Here is a 22,373-nt window from a genome sequence, read left to right on the forward strand (position 1 = left end):
CGGGCGGGCGCCCGCGGCCGGTCCCTCCGGCCGGGCCGGGCAGGGCCGCCGCACCGGCGCCTGCGCCGTCGTCCCCATCCGAGACCTCCCTCGCGGCCGACCGGACCTCTCCGGTGTGCGCCCCCAGTGTGCGCCATACCATCATGAGTGTCACACCGGGACACCCATGACGCAGGTGATGCCGCCAGGCCACGCCCACTAGAGTTGCTGACGCGGTTCGGCTGTGACGAGGAGGGCCCCATGGTGGACGCTGACATCGAGTTCCGCAGTGATGTCGAGGTGGAGCTGATCAAGTCGGCGGCGTCCGACGCGGACGTGCTGTGGGCGGCGCGGGTGTCGACCAAGGGCGAGAACTCCCTGGAGGAGCTCGAGGCGGACCCGGAGCGTTCCAAGGGCCTGATCAACTTCCTGATGCGCGACCGGCACGGCACCCCGTTCGAGCACTCGTCGATGACCTTCTACGTGAAGGCGCCGATCTTCGTGTTCCGGGAGTTCATGCGGCACCGCACCTTCTCCTACAACGAGGAGAGCGGCCGTTACCGGAAGCTGGAGCCCGTCTTCTACGTTCCCGGGGCCGACCGCAAGCTCGTCCAGGAGGGCCGCCCGGGCAAGTACGTCTTCGTGGACGGCACGCCGGAGCAGCACAAGCTGGTCACCGAGGCCGTCGAGGAGAGCTGCCGGCAGGCGTACCGGGCCTACACGGAGATGCTCGAGGCCGGAGTCGCGCGCGAGGTGGCGCGTACCGTCCTGCCGGTCGGCCTCTACTCGTCGATGTACGCGACGTGCAACGCGCGCGCCCTGATGAACTTCCTCTCCCTGCGGACCAAGCGGGAGGACTCCACCTTCCCCAGTTTCCCGCAGCGCGAGATCGAGATGGTGGCCGAGAAGATGGAACGGCAGTGGGCGGAGCTCATGCCCCTCACCCACGCCGCCTTCGAGGCCAACGGAAGAGTCTGCCCCTAGCCGGGCCCCGGCCCCGCGCCGCGGCGGTCGGCAGAGGTCGAGAAGCGCGGCCGTTCTGCGTCCGTTCTCCGTCCGTCAATCCGGGGGGCCTGATCCGGGGTGGACAGCGCCGGGCCAGGCCTCACCGGTGATCATTCCCTTGGTCCGGACCTCTTTCAGCCGCGCCAGCGACCAGTCGACCGCCTTGGCGCCCAGGCCCGACGCGAGGAGCCTCGCGCGCAACCGCTCCACGTCCACGGACCTGACCTTGGCCATCACCTCGTCGCTCAGCGGACGATTCCATCGGTCCACCACGAAATCCGACAGGAGCGGGCGCACCGTGGACTCCGGGAACGTGTGGCCATTGTCGATCCCCACCACGCGGCCGTCCTTGCTCGTCAGAAGGTTGCCGCGCCTGTGCCGGTCGGTGTGCCCGCCGACGTAGTCGAGGACCGCCAGGGCATCCCGGTCGAAGTCCGAATAGAAATGCGGGAGCCTGCCCGCACTCGTATCGTCCACCCATTCCTGGAGCGAGCCCGGCCCGCGAGGACCGTTCCACTTCGTCGTCGTGGGCACGATGTCGAAGCCCAACGTCTCGTCCAGCCGCGAGAAGGCGACCTCCCGGCCGGACAAGCCGCCTACCGGTAGGAGATGAGGGCTCTTCCAGGTGGCGGGCCCGTCCGTATCCGCCTTGTACAAGGCATGGGAATCGTTGCCCAATTCCACCCGGAATGCCAGGAACGCTCGTGGAGGACCCTCGATCTCCAGTTCCTTCACCGTCTCCGGCCGCTCCCGCCATGGAACTCTTTCTGCTTCGTCCAGCAAGGCCCTCTCCGGCCGGCTGACGAGCTCGCCGATGTCGCCGGCGCCTCCGTCGCCGTCACGTCCGGAGATCTCTTCGCGCTCACTCGGCCTTTTGGTGTTCTTCAGCTTGCCGAGCTTGTTGATGCCCTTGCCGCCGAAGACGATGCCGAGTGCGGTGGGAACCGTGCGGGCTACGGCGCGGACCTTGTGCTCGCCGTTCCAGTCGTCGCGTACGGGCTTGGCGGTGTCGTCCCATATCGCCTGAGCGCTGTCGATGGGATGGGCTACGAGGTCGCCGAGGCCCGCCCAGCCGTCCTTGAACGCCGGATGACTGCAGACATGGACCAGGCAGGTGGTGAAGGTCACGCCGTCCCAGAGTCCCTTGAGGGTGTCCCACGAGCCGAGCCGCAGACCGTCCACGGTCGCGCACAGCCAGTCGAGCCAGTTCCAGCAGTTGCCGTCCGGTGGGCGGTGCGCCCCGGGCCGGTCGGAGGCCGGGCCGGCGGCCCCGGCCGCGGGCGTCTCCACTCCCGCCGCGGACGGATCGGTCGTGCAGTCCCGCTGCCCGGACGTCGCGCACACGGCCTGCCGAAGGCCGGAGCCGACGCCGTCCGGGACGGCGACCACCGCGACGGCGACCAGGAGGGACAGCAGGGCGGCGACCGCGATGAAGGACACGGCACCCTCGCCCCGGTCGGCCGGCGACGGCCTCAGGCGCCCGCCACGGCCGCCGGTCCCGCGCCGTGCCAGGCCGAGCGTCGCCAGTATGACGATCGGAAAGACGATGCCCAGCAGGCCGAACGGATCTCCATCGCCGATCCGGGCCGATTGCCAGAACAGATAGACGAGTTCCAGCACGATGATCGCGCAAGACGATCGCCGCGTCGGTTCCCGCGCCACCGCCCTGCCGGCGAACAGGCCCGCCAGCCCCAGGGAGGCGATGACGAGTGCTGCCCCGGCCCCATACGCTCCGCCGGCCGGCCACCACGCGCTGACCGCGGTCATCATCGTCAACCCGGCCGCGGTGAACAGCAACGCGCGGAGCACTCGTACGGGCGTGGGCGTGGGCGTGGGCGTGGGCGTGGACGTGGGCGTGGGCGGGGACGGAGACAGAGGGCGGGACACCGGCTTTTGCCTCCGTCAGGACCGAGCGTGACAATGACCTGCTACTCGCTGGACCGTAGCGATCTCGCAGGGGGAGGAACGAGGGTCCAGGGGCCCGGTCGGCAGCCAGGAGACCGTGGCCTTTGGGTCCGAATCCGGGGCCCTGGGCCCCGGACGGATGCGCGAGCCCGCTCGAATGGAAGGAAAGTAGCGGAGGAACCACTCCCGGCCGGTGCGGGGCTGGGCTTGGGCGGCGTGGTGGGCCAGAGTTAGGTCTCATGCCTGATATCACCATTCCCGTGGGCGAACGGGGACTGCCCGCCTATCTCGCCGTTCCCGAGGGCGAGGGGCCCTGGCCCGCCGTGGTCGTCCTCTTCGAGGCCCTGGGCGCGACCGAGGACATGCGCGCCCAGGCCGACCGCCTCGCCGCCAACGGCTACCTCGCCGTCCTGCCCGACCTCTACAACGGCGCGCCCTGGCTGCGCTGCGTCCAGAAGGCGATGCGGCAGATGGTGGCCCGGCGCGGCCCGATGTTCGACCGCGTCGAGGCCGCCCGCGCCTGGCTCGCCGGCCGGGACGACTGCACCGGCCGGGTCGGCGTGATCGGCTTCTGCATGGGCGGCGGGTTCGCGCTCGTGGCGGCCGCCAGGTACGACTTCCAGGCCGCGTCCGTGAACTACGGCATCCTGCCCCGTGACCCGCTGGCGGCGCTGGAGGGGGCGTGCCCGATCGTGGCCGCCTACGGCGGCCTGGACCGGTCGCTGCGGGGCGCGGCGGGCCGGCTCGACCGCGCGCTGACCGCGCTGGACGTCCCGCACGAGGTGACGGAGTACCCCGGCGCCGGGCACAGCTTCCTGACCGACTCGCGGCTCCCGGCGCCCCTCAACGCGGTGTCCAAGGTCGTTATGGGCCACGGCCGGGGGCGGGAGAACGCCGCCGACGCCTGGGACCGCATCTTCGCGTTCTTCGGGACCCACCTGGCCTCACGGGACCCCTTCACCTGATCGGTGAGGCGGCCCCGGCCGCCGTGGCCACGGAGGCTCTCGCCCCCTGTAGTGATCTACAACGTAAAGGCGTCGGGCGTGGCCGGCCGCCGGGTCACCCGTTCAGGACGGCCTGGGTCTGGGTCACCTGGGCGAGGCGCCGGTCACGGCCGTCGTACAGGTCGGTCTGGACGACGATGAACCGGTGGCCGGTGTGCAGGGGACGGGCCACGCCGCGCGCCGCCCCCTCGCGCAGCCCGCGGAAGAAGTTGGTCTTGGACTCCACCGTCGTGGTCGAGGCTCCGGGCGGGAGGTTGAGGAACGCGCAGGCGGCGCCCAGGCTGTCGGCGAGCGCCATCAGCGCGCCCCCGTGCATGACCCCGCCCGCCGTGCACCGTTCCGGCGCCCACGCCAGGCGCCCGGTGACCTCCCCGGGCCCGGCGGCGTCGATCTCGACGCCCAGCTCGCGGGCGAAGGGCATGGCGTCGATGAGCGGGTCGGTCATGGCGGATCCTCTCCGGGAAGGGCGGACGTCGCCTGTCACCGTGCCGGGGCGAGGGGCGCGCGTCCATGACGCCGGAAGTAATGGACCTCGTGCCGGGCGCGGTGCGCGGGACGGCCGCCGGCGGTTGACCGGATGGGGATGACCTGGGAGGTAATCGCCGTCATGACCCGGAGCGGGGTAGCGTCGCGGGCGTGACGACGATGACGACCTCACTCAGCGACGTACGGCCGGTCGGCGAGCAGCTGCGGGCCTGGCGGCAGCGGCGCCGGCTCAGCCAGCTCGAGCTGGCCTCCGACGCCGAGGTGTCCACCCGGCATCTGAGCTTCGTGGAGACCGGGCGGTCCGCGCCGAGCCGGGAGATGGTGCTGCGGCTGGCCGAGCACCTGGAGGTGCCCCTGCGCGACCGGAACCTGCTCCTGGTCTCGGCGGGTTACGCGCCCGTGTACGCCGAGACGTCGATCGCCGAGCCGCGGATGGACTCGGTGCGGGCGGCGCTGCGGCAGGTCCTGGAGGGGCACGAGCCCTACCCGGCGGTGGTCGTGGACCGGTTCTGGAACCTGATCGACGCCAACGCGGCGGCCTCGTTCTTCATGGAGGGCGCCCCGCCCGAGCTGCTGGAGCCGCCCCTGAACGTCGCCCGGCTGAGCATGCACCCCGACGGCATGGCCCGCAACATCGTCAACCTGGGGGAGTGGCGGGCGCACATGATCGACCGGCTGCGCCGGCATGTGGCGCTGACCGCCGACGCGTCGCTGGCCCAGCTCTATCGTGAGCTGCGCGATTACCCGGGGGACGACCACGACCTCGCGCCCCCGCCCTCCGGCGGCGAGGTGGTGGTGCCGCTGCGCATGCGGACCGATGACGGGGAACTGTCGTTCTTCAGCACCATCGCCACCTTCGGGACGCCGGTCGACATCACGGTGGCGGAGCTGGCCATCGAGTCGTTCTATCCGGCCGACGAGCGGACGTCGGCCTTCCTGAGGGAGCGCGCGGGCTGGTGAGGCCCGCCCGGCGGCATGGGCCCGCTTCGGGCGGGGACCCGCGCCCGATCGAGGCGCCGGCGGCGGAGGCGTCCGGGCGCTGACGGGTTGGCCGGGCCGATCGCGGGGACACCCGACCGCGAGGGGTTCGCCGTGACGATCGCGTGGAGGCCGCATGCCCGTGCACCCGCAGACCCGGAGGTTCCTCGACATCGTGGACTCCTGGTCGCGGCTGGACGGGCCGGAGCCCTCCGTCGAGGAGATGCGCCGCCAGGTCGCCGCCGTGTTCCCGCGGGAGCGCCGGCCCATGGCCGAGGTGAGGGAGCTGACGGTGCCGGGCGAGGGCGGCGCCGTCCCGGTGCGGCTCTACCGTCCCGTACGGCGGTCCCCGCTGCCGGTCCTGGTCTACCTCCACGGCGGGGGGTGGGTGGTCGGCGGTCCGGACAACGTGGACGCCGTCTGCCGCGACCTCGCGGCCGGTGCCGGGTGCGCGGTGCTCAACGTCGACTACCGGCTCGCCCCCGAGCATCCCTTCCCGGCCGCCGTCCGGGACGCCTGGGCGGTGACGGCGGCGGCGGTGGATGAGCCGGGCCGGTTCGGGGCCGACCCGCGGGCGGTGGCCGTCGCCGGCGACAGCGCGGGCGGCAACCTCGCCGCCGCCGTGGCGCTGCTGGCCCGCGAACGCGGCGTGCGGCTGGCCCACCAGCTGCTGGTCTACCCGGTCACCGACACGGCCATGGACACGCCCAGCTACGCCGAGTTCGCCCGCGGGTACGGGCTGGACGCCGCGGCGATGGCCCGCTGCCTGCGGCTCTACCGGGGCGACGCCGATCCCGCCGATCCGCTCCTGGCGCCCCTGCGCGCCCCCGACCTGTCCGGGGCCGCCCCGGCCACGGTCATCACCGCCGAGTGCGACGTGCTGAGGGACGAGGGCGAGGCGTACGCGCGGCGGCTGGAGGAGGCCGGGGTGCCCGCCGTACTGCGCCGTTACGAGGGCGTGGTGCACTCCTTCTTCCTGCTCCCCGAGATGTTCGACACCGGCGTCGAGGCCCTGCGGTTCGCTGTGCGACGATTGCGCGCAGCATTCGCGGCGGCGGCCGAGGACGCCGCCCCGGCCCGGAAGGACGGAGCGGCATGAGCGGACCCCGGTACGACGCCTACGAGCGGCTGAAGATCGACTGGGCGGGGCCGGGGATCCTGCGGGTCACCCTGAGCGCTCCCGGCCGGCTGAACGCCGTGGACGCCGCGGGGCACCGCGAGCTGGCGGGGATCTGGCGCGACGCGGACGCCGACGACGAGGTGCGCGCGGTGCTGGTCCGGGGCGAGGGCGCCGCGTTCTCCGCCGGCGGCGACCTGGCCATGATCGAGGAGATGATGGACGACCACGCGGCCCGCGCCCGGATCATGCGCGAGGCCCGCGACATCGTGATGAACCTGGTCGACTGCTCCAAGCCGGTGGTGAGCGCGATCCAGGGCCCGGCCGTGGGCGCGGGGCTGGCGGTGGCGCTGCTGGCCGACGTCTCCGTGGCCGGCCGTACCGCCCGGATCCTCGACGGTCACACCCGGCTGGGGGTCGCCGCCGGCGACCACGCCGCGATCATCTGGCCGTTGCTGTGCGGGATGGCCAAGGCCAAGTACCACCTGCTGCTGTGCGAGACGCTGACCGGGGAGGAGGCCGAGCGCATCGGCCTGGTCAGCCTGTGCGTGGAGGACGCCGAGGTGCACGAGCGGGCGCTGGAGGTGGCGGGCCGCCTCGCCGGCGGCGCCGGGGAGGCGATCCGGTACACCAAGCACGCGCTCAACCACTGGCTGCGCGCGGCAGGCCCGGCCTTCGACGCGTCGCTGGCGCTGGAGTTCCTCGGCTTCACCGGCCCGGACGTCCGCGAGGGCGTGGCCGCGATCCGGGACAAGCGCGCCCCCGACTTCACCGGCGGGACGCCCGCCTGAGGCGGCGGGGCGTCAGCCGAAGCGCCGGCGCAGGGCGCCGATGCCGGGGGCGTAGATCCCCATGGTGAGCGTCTTCTCCATGGCCTCCTCGTCGCCCGCGTCGGCGGAGAACTCGCCGGACCACTCCACGAAGCACTGGCCGGTCTCGGTGACCGGCGACACCCGGATCCGCCCGTGCGCGCCGCGGACCGGGAGGGGGCATTCGAGGATCTCGTAGGTGTAGGTGCGCTCGGTGTCGTCCAGCCCGCTCAGCCGTTCCCGGAACACCGAGTTGCCGGGGCCGATCAGGCGGCGCACGCAGCCGACCCGGTCGGAGGGCCCGCCGTCCTCGATCACGCCGGTCTCCACGCCCGGCATCCACTCGGCCAGGTTGCCGAAGTCGCGCAGGTAGGACCAGACGTCGTCGGCGGGGGCGTCGAGCACGGCGCTGGCGTAGGACCTGGGCATGGGGCGTCCTCCTCGGCGATGAGGGTGGAGATCATCATGCCCATGCTGGGGCCTGGAGTGTGATCCGGGCAACGGTCCGCGGCCGGATAACGTACCGGCATGTCCCTGACGCGCCGTGCCCTGCTGCTGGCCGCCGCCGTGGCCGCGGCCGGCTGCGCGCCGGGCGGCGGAGGCGGGCCGGAGCTGAGGCTGGCCACCGGCGGCCCGGGCGGGCCGTACGAGATGCTCGGCACCCGGCTGGCCGCCGAGCTGCGGCGGCGGGGCCTGCCGGTGCGGGTGCTGCCGACGGCCGCGAGCGTGCAGAACCTCACCATGCTGGCCGAGGGGCGCGCCGACCTCGGCTTCGCGCTGGCCGACAGCGCCGAGGACGCGGTACGGGCCCGGCGGCTGCCGGTCGCCGCCCTCGCCCGTGTCTACATGAACTACATGCACATGGTCGTCCCGCGGGACTCCGCCGTGAACGCCCCCGCCGACCTGGCGGGCCGGGCGGTCTCGATCGGCGCCGACGGGTCGGGCACCGCGGTCACCGCCGAACGGATCCTGGCGGCGGAGGGGCCCGCCGGTCCCGGCCGCCGGCCGCGGATCCTGCGCCTGCACCTGGACGAGTCGATCGACGCCCTGCGCCGCGGGGAGATCGCCGCGTTCTTCTGGTCGGGCGGGGTGCCCACGCCCGCCCTGGACGCCTTCCGCCGGGCGAGCCCGATCCGGCTGATCGCCCTCGGCGACCGGGTCGCGCCGCTGCGCCGGGCGCACGGCCCCGTGTACGAGGAGGCGTCGGTGCCCGCCCGGTCCTACGGCCTGAGCCGCCCGGTGCCCACGATCGGGACGCCCAGCTACCTGGTCTGCCGGCAGGGGCTCGCGGAGGACCCCGCGCGCCGGGTGACCGAGATCCTGTTCTCCAGCCGCGACCGGCTGCAGGCCCCGGAGGCGCCCGGCGGCCGGCTCGACAAGCGGTACGCCATCGGGACGGGCTCGGTGCCACTGCACCCGGGGGCCGCCCGCTACTACCGCTCGGTCTACGGCTGAGGGCCGTCCGGTACGCCGGCCAGAGTGAGCCGGACGACGAGGCCGCGCGGCCGGGCGGGCAGCAGTTCCAGGGTGCCGCCGGAGGCCCTGGCCAGTTCCGCCGCGATCGCCAGCCCCAGCCCGCTCCCCGGCACGTTGGCATGCGCGCCGGACCGCCAGAACCGCCCCAGGGCCTCGTCCAGTTCAGCGGAGGGAAGGCCGGGCCCGTCGTCGGAGACCGACAGCACCCGGCCGCGCAGCCGTACGGTGACCGTGCCGCCAGGGGGCACGAACTTGCAGGCGTTGTCCAGCGCGATGTCGGCGATCCGCGCCACGGCGTCGGGCACCGCCCGCACGCGCGCCGCCTCCGGCAGGTCGGCCGCCAGCGCCAGCCCCTTGGCCGCGAACACCTCCCGCCATCCGGCGAGGCGGGGGGCCAGCTCGGCCACGACCTCCACGTCGCGGGCGACCGTGCCCGCCTCGACGCGGGCCAGGGCGAGGAGGTCCTCCACCAGGGCGGCCAGCCGGTCCACCTCCGCCAGCGCCTCCTCGTACTCGGCCTCGCCGCCAGGGTCCAGGTGGGGCTGGAGGTTCTCGAGGCGCAGCGACAGCACCGTCAGGGGAGTGCGCAGCTCGTGCGAGGCGTCCGCGGTGAACGCCCGCTGCCGTTCCAGGGCCGCCGAGACCGCGTCGGCCATCGCGTTGAACCGTTCCTTGAGCCGCCGCAGCTCGGGCGGCCCCACGTCCGGGGTGGCGCGGGCGTCCAGATGGCCCTCGGCGATCGCGCCGGTCGTGCGGTCGAGCTCGGTGACCGGCCGCAGGATCCAGCGGGCCAGGCCGCGCGCCAGCAGCGTCGAGCAGGCGAGCGCCACCAGGGCGGCCAGCGCCAGGAGCCCCCAGACCACCGCCACGTCCCGGCGGGCGTGGTCGGTGGGCACCCGCAGCAGCACCGCGCCCGACATCTGGGCGTCGCGGCCGGCCGGCTCGGCGATCATCACGGTGGCGGGCCCGAACGGGGTGACCGCGGGCAGGTCCTCGGTGGTGCGGCCGGACAGCGCCAGGCGGGTCGCGGCCCGGTCGTCGGCCTCCATGGCGCCCGCCTCGGCCAGCACGGTGCCGTCCCGGTCCCGGACCCGCACCGCCGCCCCGTACAGCTGCGCGTAACGGGCGATCTCGGCCGACAGCCCGGCCAGGTCGCCCTCCCGCGCCGCCTGGTCGGCCAGCTCGGCGAAGCGGGTGGCGTCGGCGCGCCGGTCCAGCAGCAGCCGCCCGGTGCGGTGCGAGGAGTAGGCCGCGCCCAGCGGCACCGCCAGCCCGGCGATCACCAGGACGATCAGCGTCGCGAACGTCGTGACCAGCCGCCGTCTCATGCCGGCCCGGCGCTCCCCGAGCCGCCGGTCGGGGCGTCCTGGGGGCCGCCCGGGCCGGGGAGGCGGCCGAGGCGGTACCCGGTGCCGCGGAGGGTCTCCACCAGGCCGGGCCGGGAGGTCTTGGCGCGCAGGCCCGCCACGTGCACGTCCAGCGAGCGGGAGGCCGACAGCAGCGGGTCGCCCCAGACCGCGTCCAGGATCTCCTCCCGGCTGCGCACCACCCCCGGCTCCCGGGCCAGCAGCGCCAGGACCTCGAACTCCCGCCGGGTCAGGGCCACCGGCCGCCCGGCGACCGTGACCCGGCGGGTGCCCAGGTCGATCCGGACGTCGCCGACCGCGACCACCTCGTCGCGGACGGGCAGCGGCCGGGTGCCGCGCCGCGCCACCGCCTCCATCCGCGCCATCAGCTCGGCGGTGCGGAACGGCTTGACCAGGTAGTCGTCGGCGCCCGAACGCAGCCCGCGCAGCACGTCCCGTTCCTCGGTACGGGCCGTCACCACGATGATCGGCACCACCGACACCCGCCGCACCCGGCGCAGCGCCTCCAGCCCGTCCATGTCCGGCAGCCCGAGGTCGAGCAGGACGAAGTCGACGCCCCCCGCCAGGCGGAGGGCGTCGACGGCCAGCGCGGCCCGCTCGACGCGGTGGCCGTGCCGGGTCAGCGCCGTGGTGAGGGCCGCGGCCAGCCGGTCGTCGTCTTCGACCAGGAGTACGCGCATGGCGCCCAGGTTAGACGCGCGCGGACGCCGGGACGGCCTCCCGCCCGCCGCGCTCGCTGCGGCTCAGGGCGGCGTCGCGGGTCTCCCGCATGAACACGTAGACCAGCAGCGACACGGCGGCGCAGCCCGCGACGTACCAGTAGTAGCCGGACTCGATCCCGGCGTTCTTGAACCACAGCGCCACGTACTCGGCCGTCCCGCCGAACATCGCGTTGGCGATCGCGTACGGCAGCGCCACGCCCAGCGCCCGCACGTGGGTGGGGAACAGCTCCGCCTTCACCACCGCGTTGATCGAGGTGTAGCCGGTGACGATGACCAGGCCGAGCAGCGACAGCGCCAGTGCCCCGGCGAAGCCGCTCACCTGGGAGAGGGCGTTCATCAGCGGGACGGTGCCCAGCGTCGCGCCCACCCCGAAGGTGATCAGCAGCGGGCGCCGGCCGATCCGGTCCGACAGGGCCCCGGCGGCGGGCTGGAGCAGCATGAAGACGAACAGCGCGCAGAAGCTCACCAGCGTCGCGGTCGACTTCTCCAGCCCGGCGGTGTTGGACAGGTACTTGGTCAGGTAGGTGGTGTAGGTGTAGTACGCCAGCGTGCCGCCCATGGTGAGCGCGATGACCAGCGCGAACTCCCGCTTGTGCTGGAGCAGCTGGCGCAGCGTGCCGCGTTCGTGCGCGGGGCGCCCGCCCGCCTCCCCGGCGCCCGGCGCCGCGTCCCTGGCCTCCTCGTCGTAGGCCTCGGTCTCCAGCAGGTTGCGGCGCAGGTAGAACACCACCGCCGCCCCGGCGGCCCCGATGATGAACGGGATCCGCCAGCCGTAGGAGCTCAGCGCCTCCTCCGACATCGTGCGCTGCAGGATGATCTGCAGGCCCAGCCCGATGAGCTGGCCCGCGGTCATCGACACGTACTGGAAGCTGGAGGCGAAGCCGCGCCGGCCCGGCGGGGTGGCCTCGGTCAGGTACGTGGCGCTGGCGGCGTACTCGCCGCCGACCGACAGGCCCTGCATCAGCCGGGCGACCAGCAGCACGGCGGCGCCGAAGTAGCCGACCGAGGCGTAGGTCGGGGCGATCGCGATGAGGAGCGCGCTGCCCGACATCAGCGTCACGGTGAGGGTGAGCGCCGCCTTGCGTCCCCGGCGGTCGGCGAACCGGCCGAGCAGCCAGCCGCCGACCGGCCGCATGAAGAAGCCGACGGCGAAGATCCCGGCGGTGTTGAGCAGCTGGGCGGTGGGGTTGCCCTTGGGGAAGAACGAGGCGGCGAAGTAGGTGGCGAAGCTGGCGTAGACGAACCAGTCGTACCACTCCACCATGTTGCCGACCGAGCCGCCGAGCACCGCCTTCCAGGGGGTGCGCGCGGGAGCCTTAGTCGTCACGGAGAGACCTCCTGCGGGAGTCGTTGCAGGTGGGAGCCTCTCCGCGCGGATGGCCGGCGTAAAGGGGGAAGGGCCGTTATCTAACCTCCGCTTAACACGGCGGAAACGCCGCGCCGCCCTCAGGGACCGTGCGGCGCGCCGGGACGGGAGCCGTCCCGGCGCGCCGCACGGGTGGGGCCGGGCACGGCGGCCCGGTACGCCTCAGTACAACCTCAGTACGACCTCAGTACGACCTGGGCAGGCCCAGTTCGTGCTGGGCGATGTGGGCCAGCACCAGTTCCTCGGCGACGGGGATGTTCTTGGCGATGCGGGCGTCGCGGAACATCCGCGCCACCGGGTACTCCAGCGAGTAGGCCATGCCGCCGTGGGTCTGGAAGGCGCGGTCGGCCGCCTGCCAGGCCGCGTCGGCGGCGGTGAGCTTGGCGATGTTGGCCTCCGAGCCGCAGGGGCGGCCCCGGTCCCACAGCCAGGCGGCCTTGTAGGTCATCAGCCGGGCCAGTTCCAGCTGCGCCTTGATCCTGGCCAGGGGGAAGGCGACGCCCTGGTTGGCCCCGATCGGCGTGCCGAACGGCGCCCGTTCGCGCGCGTACGCGCAGGCGACCTCCAGCACCAGCTCGCCCGAGCCCACCCCGCCGGCCGCGGCCAGGATCCGCTCGGGGTTGAGGATGTCCCACAGGACGGCGAAGCCCTGGTCGGGTTCGCCCAGGACCCGTTCGGCGGGCACCCGCACCTCGTCCAGGAAGACCATGCTGGACGCGACCGTGTTGGTGCCCAGCTTGGGGATGGGCCGGTAGGTGAGCGTGCCCTTCGCGACGGCCTCCTTGACGTCCACCAGCAGCACCGTGAACCCGGACGTGCGCGGCCGGGCCTCGGCGGCCGGGATCGTCCGGGTGACCAGGACCATGAAGCCGGCCCGCTCCACCCCGGAGATCCAGATCTTCTGGCCGCTGACCACGAGGTCGGTCCCGTCCCGCCGGGCCTGGGTGCCGATCGCGATCGCGTTGCTGCCGGCGTCGGGCTCGGTGATGGCGAAGCAGGTCTCCAGTTCGCCGGAGACGATCGCGGGCAGGAACGCGCGCTTCTGCTCCTCGGTGCCGTGCCGGGTGATGGTGAGCCCGCCGAACGCGGGCGTGAGCAGGTACATGAACGAGGCCGCGCCGCCCGCCCCGCCCGCCGCCAGGCTCTCCAGCGCCACGGCCAGCTCCAGCAGGCCCTGCCCGGCGCCGCCGTACTCCTCGGGGATCGCCAGGCTGTGCCAGCCGCCCTTGACCAGCTCCGTCCAGACCTCCTCGGGCCAGCGCTTCTCGGTGTCGCACCGGTCCCAGTAGTCCTGGCCGTACTTCCCGGCGATCGCCCGCACGCCCTCGCGTACCGCGGTCGCGCTCTCCGGCAGATCGAAGTCCACGCGCGCCTCCTCCGCTACCTTCCGTCCGCTCCGTACCGCATCGTCCTGCGGCCTCCACGGTAGCCCACTCTGTAAGTGTGCACTGACGCAGGTGGGTGCGCGGCCGGGGACGCGCCCCGCGGTCATCCCTTGACCGTCAGGAGGGGGCGCAGCTCGGCCACCGGGACGGCGACGCCGCCGCCGTGCAGGCCCGCCACCACCGGCCCGATGTCCTTGTACGCCCAGGGCGCCTCCTGCTTCAGGTCCCGCCGCCAGGCCGCCATCACGTCCGGCCGGCGCGCCACCCGCGGATCCCGGTGGTCCAGCGGGGTCACCACGCGGAACTCGCGCAGGAACGCGTCCAGGTCCGCCTCGCTCCCCGCCGCGGCCGCCCCGCGCGGTACGCGGCGCCCGGCCCCGTGGCACGCGCTGGCCAGCGTGCGGGGATGCCCCCGGCCGCGCAGCACGAAGCTCGCGGCGCCCATCGAACCCGGCACGATGACCGGCTCGCCCCACATCGCGAACGGGCCGCCCGCCATCGGCTCGTGCCCGCCCGCCGGGGTGGCGCCCTTCCGGTGGACGACCCGGTCACCGTCCCGCCAGAAGAGGTTGTGCGGCGCGTCGTACAGGAGCCGCGAGGACAGCGCGCCGCACTCGGCCGCCAGCCCGGCCCGCATCGTCAGCGACAGGAAGAAGCGGTTGCCGAGGGCGAAGTTGGCGGCGTTGCCGAACGCGTCCAGGTAGCGCCGCCGGTCCCCCTCCGAACGCTCGTCCAGCAGGAACGGCATGATCCCGTTGCTCGGCCGGGGGAGCCCGGCCGGCCAGGACCGCCGCAGGCGGTCCAGCGCGGTGGCGTGGGCCTGGTGGCCCAGCGACAGCGACCCGCTGTGCGCCATCGTGACGACCGTGCCCGGTGCCAGCCCCCAGGCGTGGGCCGCCGCCGCGTCGTGCACCCGCGAGACGTACTGCAGCTCGACGAAGTGGTTGCCCCCGCCGATCCCGCCGATGACGCTGTCGCCGCTGGCCCGCCCGGCCTCGCCCCCGGCGCTGCGGACCCAGTCGGCGAACGCCTCGGCGGTGCCGACCGGGAAGCCGGAGGCGTGCACGCGGTCCACGCAGTCGTCGGCGTCCCCGGGCGCGATCCCCGGCCAGTGGCCGGTGCGGCCGGTGAGCAGCAGGCCCGGCAGCCCGTCGCGCAGCAGGGCCTCGCGCTGGAGCGGGGTGAGCGCGATCCGGCGCCCGCCCTCGAAGAACAGGTGCCGCAGCCTCCGTTCCAGCGCGTCCAGGCGGGGCCGTACGGCGCCGGCGTCCAGCGAGGTGACCTCCAGCCGCATCCCGCAGTTGACGTCGTTGCCGACGGCCTGGGGGATCAGGGCGTGCTCGGTCTCGATGACCGTGCCGATGGGGATGCCCGCCCCCTTGTGGAAGTCGGGGGTCAGCGCGATCCGCGTGATGCGGGGCGCCGGGCCGGTGTGGCCGAGGGCGGCCTCGGCGAGCCGCTCCAGGGTGCCGGCGGTCTCCAGGACCGCCAGGACCTCGTCCACGGCGGACGGCTCCAGCGGGACGCCGGGCCCGGCGCAGATCTCGACGGGCACGTCCCACCGGTTGGGCAGGCGGAGCCAGTGGTCGTCGAGACGTTCGAGGCGATGATCTTGACGTGCGCGATCGTGGCGCATGAGAGGGATTCCTTTACGGCCGCTGAACGAGGGAAGGGCGGAGCGGACGGGCGCGGGGCCCGCCGTGGCCTCCGGTTCAGCAGCCGCGAGGTGAGAGGGAATCTACCCCGGCCCGCGCCGCGCGGGCCAGCGGTTTACGCGTGTCCCCTCACGCGCGGTCCCCTCACGCGCGGTCCCCTCACGCGCGGTCCCCTCACGCGCCGTCCCCTCACGCGCCGTCCCCTCACGCGCCGCCCTTACGCCGTGGCCCCCGCCTGGGTGTCCTGGGAGTCGTGGGAGGGCGTGCCGGTGACGGTCCCCAGGTAACGGGTGACCATGCGGGCGACGAACCCCGCCACCCGTGCCGGGGGCTCGGAGGGCAGCACCAGGTGGCTCATCGTCAGCCGGACGGCGGCGTCGGCGACCTCGGTCAGCGCGGCGCGCTCCATCTCCGGCCACTGCGCCAGGGCGTGCTCCACGAGCCGGGCGCTGGCGGTGAACAGCACCGGCTCGGCACGCGTGGTGAGGAGCGGCAGCAGCTCGCCGCCACCGGCCCCGGTGAGCACCATCTTCTTGATCGGGTCGTCGGCCGACATCTCCAGCGTGAACCGCACCGCGGCCTCGACCGCCGAGTACAGGTCCGCGTGCTCGGTCAGGATCCGGTCGATGCCGTCCAGGTAGCGGTCGTTGTCGCGCAGCACCACCGCCTGCGCCAGACCCCACTTGTCGCCGAACTCGTTGTAGACGGTCTGGCGGCTGACCCCCACCGCGGCGGCCACGTCCTGCATGCGCACGCCCCGGTAGCCGTGCTCGACGAACTGCTCGGCCGCGGCGTCCAGCAGCGCGTCGCGGTACGAAGGTCGAGCGGTGCCCATCGGTGTCCCTCCAGGTGCCTGCGCCGGAGGCAGGTCCTCGCGAAGCCGGGAAGGCCGTCGAGCCGCCCCGGGCCATTATCCTCCCGCCGCGCGCCCCCGGCTCATGAACCACGTTCGGTCAAATGGTAGGCAAAGGGGCGTGACGTCCAGGCGAGGAGGGCCGGTGTCCGGAATCCTGGTGGCCAACCGCGGCGAGATCGCGCTGCGGATCCTGCGGGCGGCCGGCGAGCTGGGCCTGGCCGCGGTGGCGGTCCGCACCCCCGACGACCCGGCCTTCCCCGGCCTGCGGCGCGCCAGGGAGATCAGGGAGCTGCCGGGGGAGGGCGTCGCCGGCTACCTCGACGCCGACGCGATCCTCGCCGTGGCCGCGGACACCGGGGTCACCGCCGTCCACCCCGGGTACGGCTTCCTCAGCGAGAACGCCGCGTTCGCCGCCCGGTGCGCCGAGGCGGGGATCACCTTCGTCGGGCCGCGCCCGGAACTGCTGGAGCTGTTCGGCGACAAGGCCCGCGCGCGCGGGCTGGCCGGGGAGGCCGGCGTCCCGGTGACGCCCGGGACCGCCGGGCCGGTGAGCCTGGCCGAGGCGCGGGCGTTCGCCGAGGAGCACGGGCCGGTGATGCTCAAGGCGCTGGCGGGCGGCGGCGGGCGCGGCATGCGCGCCGTGACCGACCCGGACGCGCTGCCCGCCGCCTACGAACGGTGCCGTTCCGAGGCGCTCGGCGCGTTCGGCGCCGGCGACCTCTACGTCGAGCGGTACGTGCCGCGCGCCCGGCACATCGAGGTGCAGATCGCCGGGGACGGCACGGGCGCCGTCACCCACCTGTGGGAGCGCGACTGCAGCGTCCAGCGCCGTCACCAGAAGCTGGTCGAGATCGCCCCCGCCCCGGCGCTGGACCCGGCGACCCGCGCGGCCGTCATCGGCGCCGCGGAGCGGATGGCGCGGCGGGTCCGGTACGAGGGGCTCGGCACGTTCGAGTTCCTGGTCGCGGGGGAGGAGTTCTGGTTCCTGGAGGTCAACCCGCGCCTCCAGGTCGAGCACACCGTCACCGAGGAGATCACCGGCGTCGATCTCGTCCAGGCGCAGATCAGGCTCGCCCTCGGCGCCCGGCTCGCCGACGTCGGCCTGGACGGGCCGCCGCCCGAGCCGCGCGCCACCGCGATCCAGGTACGGATCAACGCCGAGGCCCTGGACGCCGCCGGGACGCCCCGTCCCGGCTCCGGGACCCTGACCGCGTTCGCGCCGCCCTCCGGCCCCGGCGTCCGCGTCGACACCCACGCCCACGCGGGGTACCGGGTGGGGCCGCGCTACGACTCCCTGCTGGCCAAGGTCGTCGTCCGTGCCGCCGACCTCGCGTCCGCGGTGACGCGGGCGTCGGGGGCGCTCGCCGAGTTCGAGGCCGCCGGCGTCGAGACCACCCTCCCGCTGCTCCGGGCCGTCCTGCGGCACCCCGGATTCGCCTCGGGCGCCGCGTCCGGCACGTGCACCACCGCCTTCGTCGCCGACCACCTGGCCGAACTCCTCGAAACCGCCGCGGCCGAGTCCGGCGGCGCCGGGCCCGCCGCGGAACCGGACCCGGAACCCGAACCGGCACCCGGACCCGGGCGGGAACCGGCCGCGGAGGCCCCGGCCGGGACCGTCGCCGTCCCCGCCCCGATGCAGGGAACGGTCGTGAGCGTGGACGTCGCCGAGGGCGACCGGGTCCGGGCGGGAGCGCCGGTCCTGGTCCTGGAGGCGATGAAGATGGAGCACGTCGTCGGCGCCACCGAGTCCGGCGTCGTCCGCCTGATCGCCGCCGCGCCCGGCGGCACCGTCGCCGAGGGGGCGCCGCTGCTCTTCCTCGCGCCCGCCGGCGCGGACGGCGGCGACCCCGCCGAGGACGCCCGTTCCGAGGCCGGGCACGACCCGGCCGAGATCCGCGCCGACCTCGCCGAGGTACGCCGCAGGCACGAGATCGGCCTGGACGGGGCGCGTCCCGAGGCGGTGGCCCGCCGGCACGCGCGGGGGCGGCGCACCGCCCGGGAGAACATCGGCGACCTGTGCGACCCGGAGACCTTCACCGAGTACGGCGCCCTGGCCGTCGCCGCCCAGCGCGGGCGCCGCACGCTGGAGGACCTCATCGCCCGGACACCCGCCGACGGGCTGGTCTGCGGCATCGGGGAGATCGGCGGCGGCCGGGCGGTGGTGATGGCCTACGACTACACCGTCCTGGCCGGGACCCAGGGGTACCAGAACCACCGCAAGACCGACCGGATGCTGGAGCTGTCCCGGCGCCTGCGCCTGCCGCTGGTCCTGTTCGCCGAGGGCGGCGGCGGGCGGCCCGGCGACACCGACACCGCCACGGTCTCCGGCCTGGACGTACCGAGCTTCCACGCCATGGGACGGCTCAGCGGCCTGGTCCCGCTCGTCGGGATCGCCTCGGGCCGCTGCTTCGCCGGGAACGCCGCGCTGCTCGGCTGCTGCGACGTCATCATCGCCACCCGGGACGCCAACATCGGCATGGGCGGGCCCGCGATGATCGAGGGCGGCGGGCTGGGCGTGTTCCGCCCCGAGGAGATCGGCCCCGTCACCGACCAGGAGCCCAACGGGGTGATCGACGTGCTGGTCGAGGACGACGCGGAGGCGGTGCGGGCGGCCCGGGACTACCTGTCGTACTTCCAGGGACCCGCCTCCGCGTGGACGTGCGGCGACCAGCGCCTGCTGCGGCACGTCGTCCCGGAGAACCGGCGGCGCGCCTACGACGTCCGCCGCGCCGTCGGGCTCCTCGCCGACACCGGCTCGGTCCTGGAGCTGCGGCGCGGGTTCGGCGCCGGCGTGATCACCGCGCTGGTGCGGATCGAGGGCCGCCCGATGGGGCTGATCGCCAGCAACCCGGCCCATCTCGGCGGCGCCATCGACCGCGACGCCGCCGACAAGGCCGCCCGCTTCCTGCAACTGTGCGACGCCCACGGCCTGCCGGTGGTGTCGCTGTGCGACACCCCGGGCTTCATGGTCGGCCCCGAGGCCGAGCGCACCGCGACCGTCCGGCATTTCAGCCGCCTGTTCGTCACCGGCGCCAACCTGCGCGTGCCGATCGTCACGATCGTCCTGCGCAAGGGTTACGGGCTGGGCGCGCAGGCCATGGCGGGCGGGAGCTTCAAGGCGCCGCTGGCGACCGTCGCCTGGCCCACCGGCGAGATCGGCGGCATGGGGCTGGAGGGAGCGGTCCGCCTCGGGTTCCGCAAGGAACTCGCCGAGGCCGAGGACCCCGAGGCGCTCTTCGCGAGCATGGTCGCCACCGCCTACGAGCACGGCAAGGCCCTCAACGCCGCCACCGTCTTCGAGCTGGACGACGTCATCGACCCCGCCGGCACCCGCCGCTGGATCACCGCCGTCCTGGGCGCCGCGCCGCCCGCCGGGGACGGGCCGGAGCCGCGCCGCTGGATCGACACCTGGTGAACCGGGCCGGCCCGGCGCTCCGACCGATCGGAGCAGATTCTCCCGTTCGCCCGGACCGGCCCCGTGAAGATCGTTATACTGCCGCCCAGGCAAGGCTGTAGCGCAGAGGTCGTCGCGCCTTGCAGCGGGCTGGAGGACGTCGGTTCGAATCCGACCAGCCTTGCCGCCTCATCGTCACCGGCCGGGATCCGAGGAGCGTCGTTGCCGCAGGGGAGCACCGCCGCGCCGCCCGGGGGCCGCGGCCCCGGCCTCGGTCCCGGCCATCTGGCCCGGCTGCGCCGGCTCCGGCGCCACGCCGTCCCCCGGTGGATGATCGAACAGGCCGCCGAGCGCCGCCTGGCCGGCGACTGGCGGGGCGCCTGCGCCGCCGCAGGCATGGAGGTGACCTTCGACCTGCCCGAGGTCGCCGGCCGGTACGGCGCCGAGGTCGCCGCCGCGCTCGAGGACGACCTGCGCCACCTGGTGCCCGACCTGGTGCGCTGGCACGCGCCGCGGGTGGGGTCGCCCGGCCGCATCACCATGGCGCCCGACCACGTCGTCACGCTGGAGGGCTACGGGACGACCCCGCGCGCCGCCGCCTGGCTGTACGTGACCACGCAGCCCTACAAGATCGACGGCCCGCAGCGGCTGGCGCTGCACTTCGGCGAGGTCGCCGCGAGGGGCGACGCCCACATCTGCACCGACTTCCCGCACGCCAGCTTCTGGGCCGGGCTCGTCCAGTCCTGGACCACCGCCCGGCACCTGTGGGACGCGCGCCGCACCGCCGAACTGCACGAGCGCTGCGGCGGGAACGGCCGGCGGGTGCCCTTCCTCGAACCCGGCGGCACGCCGCGGGACGCCGGGCTGCTGCCCGCCTCCGACCCCGGGCGCGCCGACCCCGCCGCGCACGCCGAGTGGGTCACCCTGCTCCACGAGCGGGGCGAGGTCGAGGCCGCCTTCGCCGCCGCCGGGGTCGAGCTGCTCCCGCCCGGCCCCGAGTCCGAACGGTTCCGCGAGTACTACACCGTCGGGCCGCTGGACCAGCTCGCGCGGATGCCGCTGGCACTGACCCGGCTCGAACCGGAGATCCGGCGGATGGGCGGCGGGCGGTTCCACATCCCCTGGACCCAGCACGCCGCGGTGCTGCTCGACCACGACGGCGAGCGGCTGCGGGCCGCGGTGCTGGAGTACGACAGCTACTACGAGGCGGACGAACTGGAAGGGGGCGACGTCCTGGCCGAGGCCCTCTGGCGCCGCCTGCCCGACCTGGACCTGCTGCGGGACGGCCGCACCCCGCCCGAACGGCTGCACCCCCTCGTCCACGACGCCCTCTTCCCGGGCCGGACCGCCGGCGACGCGCCGTTCGGGCCGCCCGGCCCCGAGCCCTTCTCCCCGGTGCGGATCCGGTGCCGCGGCGAGTGGCACCAGGTCGCCTTCCGCGACGGCGCCCTGGAGATCCCGCACAGCGCTCAGGAGCAGGAGCGCGAGCGGGCCCTCCAGGCGCTGGGCGGTGACGTGGGCGGCTGCGTCGCCGTACGGCGCGCGTGGACGACCGGGAACGGCAGGCTGCCCAGGGCGCTGCGCGAGCGGCGGCGCGAGGTCTTCGACCGGGCGCACCACGGCGACACCGCCGGCGTCCTGCGGATGCTGGAGCTGGGCATGGACCCGCGGGTCCGCGACGGCAGGGGGCGCACCCTGCTGCACGTCCTGCATCTGGTCGACCACGAGCGGCTGCTGCCGCTCCTGCTCGCCGCCGGGCTCGACCTGGAGGCCAGGGACCAGCCCGGGCGCACGCCCCTGTTCGCCGCCGTGGCCATGGACGGCTCCCTCGGCCTCGTCCGCGCGCTGCTGGACGCCGGGGCCCGGATCGACGTGGTGGACGAGGAGGAGACCTCGCTGTACTACCTGATCCACCGGGTGCCGCGCGATGACCTCGGCTTCCTCGAGAAGAGGATCGAGGAGGAGTACCCGGAGATGCTCGAGTACTGAGCGCCGGTGCGCGAGCGGCCGGCGGCCAGTGGTAAGGGGTCAGTGGGCGGCGGCCGGGGCGGTCTCGCGGTCGCGGAGGGCGGCGCGCACCTGGAACGGCGGCCCGGAGGTGACCGTCCGGCCGGAGCGCAGGACGTACAGCTCGTCGCACACGCCCATCACCCGGTCCGGCTCCCGCTCCGCGAGCAGGACGGCCAGCCCCTCGGCCGCCAGGTCGCGCAGCAGCACCTCCAGCGCCCGTGACTCGGGCACGGGGAGCCCGGCGGAGGGATCGTCCAGCAGCAGGACCCGTGGCCGGGTCGCCAGGGCGCGGGCCAGTTCCATGAGCCGGACGGCGCCGGCCGGCAGCCGCGCGGGGACCGCGTCGGCGTAGCCGGCGACGCCGACCCGGTCGAGGAGCGCGTCGGCCTCCCGGGCCGCCTCCCGCACGGCGGCGCGGCGGCGCCGGAACCGGTCGGCCGCGGTCCGGCCCGCGACGGGGCGGGTCATCGCGCGGGCCTCGGCGGCCAGCCGCACGTTCTGCCGGACGGTGAGCGTCCCGAACGCCCGGGGCCGCTGGAAGGTGCGGGCCACGCCCAGCCTGGCGCGCGCGTGCGCGGGGGCGCCGGCGAGGTCGCGGCCGTCGAGCCGGATCTCGCCGCGGGCGGGGCGGCGCAGGCCGCAGATGACGTCCAGCAGGGCGGTCTTGCCCGCGCCGCCGGGGCCGACCAGGCCGGTGACCGTGCCCGGCGGGACGGCCAGCAGCGCGCCGTCCAGGGCCGTCAGGGACCCGAACCGCACGGTGACGCCGGACGCCCGGAGTCCCTCATCGGCGGACATGCCTCATCGCACCTCCCCGCGTCGCCTCGCGGCCGGGCGGGCCCGGAGGCTGTGACGTGGA

The 22,373-nt window shown here is 74.7% G+C and carries 18 protein-coding genes and 1 tRNA gene; 9 read left to right on the top strand and 10 right to left on the bottom strand.

The window, feature by feature from the left end:
• The first annotated feature begins 240 nt into the window (after positions 1-240).
• Positions 241-963, top strand: coding sequence for an FAD-dependent thymidylate synthase (gene thyX / locus IW256_RS17075; protein WP_197011932.1), 723 nt, complete (start codon positions 241-243; stop codon positions 961-963).
• A 75-nt stretch (positions 964-1,038) separates the two neighbouring features.
• Here thyX and IW256_RS17080 read toward each other — a convergent pair whose 3' ends face one another.
• On the bottom strand, positions 1,039-2,781 hold the full coding sequence (locus IW256_RS17080; RefSeq protein ID WP_197011933.1) for a protein kinase family protein: 1,743 nt from the start codon (positions 2,779-2,781) through the stop codon (positions 1,039-1,041).
• Positions 2,782-3,128: 347 nt separating this feature from the next.
• Between IW256_RS17080 and IW256_RS17085 the strand changes: the two genes are divergently transcribed.
• The gene (locus IW256_RS17085) at positions 3,129-3,854 is read left to right on the top strand and encodes a dienelactone hydrolase family protein (RefSeq protein WP_197011934.1); all 726 of its coding nucleotides are present in this window, start codon (positions 3,129-3,131) and stop codon (positions 3,852-3,854) included.
• 94 nt (positions 3,855-3,948) lie between these two features.
• On the opposite strand, the gene IW256_RS17090 is transcribed toward IW256_RS17085, so the two are convergent.
• Positions 3,949-4,338: a PaaI family thioesterase gene (locus IW256_RS17090; protein ID WP_197011935.1), complete on the bottom strand. Its 390-nt coding sequence runs from the start codon at positions 4,336-4,338 to the stop codon at positions 3,949-3,951.
• 200 nt (positions 4,339-4,538) lie between these two features.
• On the opposite strand from IW256_RS17090, the gene IW256_RS17095 reads away from it, so the two are divergent.
• From IW256_RS17095 to IW256_RS17105, 3 genes are all read left to right on the top strand, one after another.
• Positions 4,539-5,339 carry a helix-turn-helix domain-containing protein gene (locus IW256_RS17095; RefSeq protein ID WP_197016361.1) on the top strand — a complete coding sequence of 267 codons (801 nt, stop codon included), beginning with the start codon at positions 4,539-4,541 and terminating at the stop codon, positions 5,337-5,339.
• Between the two features lie 154 nt (positions 5,340-5,493).
• Entirely contained in the window at positions 5,494-6,456 is a 963-nt protein-coding gene (locus IW256_RS17100; RefSeq protein WP_197011936.1) for an alpha/beta hydrolase, read from the top strand.
• Positions 6,453-7,265, top strand: coding sequence for an enoyl-CoA hydratase/isomerase family protein (locus tag IW256_RS17105; protein ID WP_197011937.1), 813 nt, complete (start codon positions 6,453-6,455; stop codon positions 7,263-7,265). The genes IW256_RS17100 and IW256_RS17105 overlap by 4 nt, the downstream gene beginning before the upstream one ends.
• Positions 7,266-7,277: 12 nt before the next feature.
• Here IW256_RS17105 and IW256_RS17110 read toward each other — a convergent pair whose 3' ends face one another.
• Positions 7,278-7,712 (bottom strand): SRPBCC family protein, encoded by a 435-nt coding sequence (locus IW256_RS17110; RefSeq protein ID WP_197011938.1) that lies wholly within the window; start codon positions 7,710-7,712, stop codon positions 7,278-7,280.
• 99 nt (positions 7,713-7,811) lie between these two features.
• On the opposite strand from IW256_RS17110, the gene IW256_RS17115 reads away from it, so the two are divergent.
• The gene (locus tag IW256_RS17115) at positions 7,812-8,738 is read left to right on the top strand and encodes a TAXI family TRAP transporter solute-binding subunit (protein WP_231403818.1); all 927 of its coding nucleotides are present in this window, start codon (positions 7,812-7,814) and stop codon (positions 8,736-8,738) included.
• Here the strand turns inward: IW256_RS17115 and IW256_RS17120 are convergent.
• The 6 genes from IW256_RS17120 to IW256_RS17145 all read right to left on the bottom strand — a co-directional run bounded on the left by IW256_RS17120 (position 8,729) and on the right by IW256_RS17145 (position 16,089).
• Positions 8,729-10,087, bottom strand: a complete 1,359-nt coding sequence (locus tag IW256_RS17120) for a sensor histidine kinase (RefSeq protein WP_197011939.1) — start codon at positions 10,085-10,087, stop codon at positions 8,729-8,731. The two genes, IW256_RS17115 and IW256_RS17120, sit on opposite strands and share 10 nt — an antisense overlap.
• Positions 10,084-10,806: a response regulator transcription factor gene (locus IW256_RS17125; RefSeq protein WP_197011940.1), complete on the bottom strand. Its 723-nt coding sequence runs from the start codon at positions 10,804-10,806 to the stop codon at positions 10,084-10,086. The genes IW256_RS17120 and IW256_RS17125 overlap by 4 nt, the downstream gene beginning before the upstream one ends.
• A 10-nt stretch (positions 10,807-10,816) precedes the next feature.
• The gene (locus IW256_RS17130; protein ID WP_307828920.1) at positions 10,817-12,175 is read right to left on the bottom strand and encodes an MFS transporter; all 1,359 of its coding nucleotides are present in this window, start codon (positions 12,173-12,175) and stop codon (positions 10,817-10,819) included.
• Between the two features lie 223 nt (positions 12,176-12,398).
• Entirely contained in the window at positions 12,399-13,580 is a 1,182-nt protein-coding gene (locus IW256_RS17135) for an acyl-CoA dehydrogenase family protein (protein WP_197011941.1), read from the bottom strand.
• Positions 13,581-13,702: 122 nt separating this feature from the next.
• On the bottom strand, positions 13,703-15,235 hold the full coding sequence (locus IW256_RS17140; RefSeq protein ID WP_197011942.1) for an RtcB family protein: 1,533 nt from the start codon (positions 15,233-15,235) through the stop codon (positions 13,703-13,705).
• A 236-nt stretch (positions 15,236-15,471) separates the two neighbouring features.
• Positions 15,472-16,089 carry a TetR/AcrR family transcriptional regulator gene (locus tag IW256_RS17145; RefSeq protein WP_197011943.1) on the bottom strand — a complete coding sequence of 206 codons (618 nt, stop codon included), beginning with the start codon at positions 16,087-16,089 and terminating at the stop codon, positions 15,472-15,474.
• 163 nt (positions 16,090-16,252) lie between these two features.
• On the opposite strand from IW256_RS17145, the gene IW256_RS17150 reads away from it, so the two are divergent.
• From IW256_RS17150 to IW256_RS17160, 3 genes are all read left to right on the top strand, one after another.
• Positions 16,253-19,525, top strand: coding sequence for a carboxyl transferase domain-containing protein (locus IW256_RS17150; protein ID WP_307828921.1), 3,273 nt, complete (start codon positions 16,253-16,255; stop codon positions 19,523-19,525).
• A 91-nt stretch (positions 19,526-19,616) separates the two neighbouring features.
• Positions 19,617-19,688 (top strand) — tRNA-OTHER (locus IW256_RS17155).
• A gap of 38 nt (positions 19,689-19,726) precedes the next feature.
• Positions 19,727-21,493: an ankyrin repeat domain-containing protein gene (locus tag IW256_RS17160; protein WP_197011945.1), complete on the top strand. Its 1,767-nt coding sequence runs from the start codon at positions 19,727-19,729 to the stop codon at positions 21,491-21,493.
• Between the two features lie 39 nt (positions 21,494-21,532).
• On the opposite strand, the gene IW256_RS17165 is transcribed toward IW256_RS17160, so the two are convergent.
• The gene (locus tag IW256_RS17165) at positions 21,533-22,312 is read right to left on the bottom strand and encodes an ABC transporter ATP-binding protein (protein WP_197011946.1); all 780 of its coding nucleotides are present in this window, start codon (positions 22,310-22,312) and stop codon (positions 21,533-21,535) included.
• Between the last annotated feature and the right edge of the window lie 61 nt (positions 22,313-22,373).

This window comes from Actinomadura viridis, from assembly GCF_015751755.1.
Lineage (GTDB): Bacteria > Actinomycetota > Actinomycetes > Streptosporangiales > Streptosporangiaceae > Spirillospora > Spirillospora viridis.

Bases quoted from the DNA above. Each gene is read 5' to 3' on its own strand.
- IW256_RS17145 (WP_197011943.1), bottom strand. From the start codon at position 16,089: ATGGGCACCGCTCGACCTTCGTACCGCGACGCGCTGCTGGACGCCGCG.
- IW256_RS17120 (WP_197011939.1), bottom strand. From the start codon at position 10,087: ATGAGACGGCGGCTGGTCACGACGTTCGCGACGCTGATCGTCCTGGTG.
- IW256_RS17140 (WP_197011942.1), bottom strand. From the start codon at position 15,235: ATGCGCCACGATCGCGCACGTCAAGATCATCGCCTCGAACGTCTCGAC.
- thyX (WP_197011932.1), top strand. From the start codon at position 241: ATGGTGGACGCTGACATCGAGTTCCGCAGTGATGTCGAGGTGGAGCTG.
- IW256_RS17105 (WP_197011937.1), top strand. From the start codon at position 6,453: ATGAGCGGACCCCGGTACGACGCCTACGAGCGGCTGAAGATCGACTGG.
- IW256_RS17165 (WP_197011946.1), bottom strand. From the start codon at position 22,312: ATGTCCGCCGATGAGGGACTCCGGGCGTCCGGCGTCACCGTGCGGTTC.
- IW256_RS17115 (WP_231403818.1), top strand. From the start codon at position 7,812: ATGTCCCTGACGCGCCGTGCCCTGCTGCTGGCCGCCGCCGTGGCCGCG.
- IW256_RS17110 (WP_197011938.1), bottom strand. From the start codon at position 7,712: ATGCCCAGGTCCTACGCCAGCGCCGTGCTCGACGCCCCCGCCGACGAC.
- IW256_RS17100 (WP_197011936.1), top strand. From the start codon at position 5,494: ATGCCCGTGCACCCGCAGACCCGGAGGTTCCTCGACATCGTGGACTCC.
- IW256_RS17085 (WP_197011934.1), top strand. From the start codon at position 3,129: ATGCCTGATATCACCATTCCCGTGGGCGAACGGGGACTGCCCGCCTAT.
- IW256_RS17095 (WP_197016361.1), top strand. From the start codon at position 4,539: ATGACGACCTCACTCAGCGACGTACGGCCGGTCGGCGAGCAGCTGCGG.
- IW256_RS17125 (WP_197011940.1), bottom strand. From the start codon at position 10,806: ATGCGCGTACTCCTGGTCGAAGACGACGACCGGCTGGCCGCGGCCCTC.
- IW256_RS17090 (WP_197011935.1), bottom strand. From the start codon at position 4,338: ATGACCGACCCGCTCATCGACGCCATGCCCTTCGCCCGCGAGCTGGGC.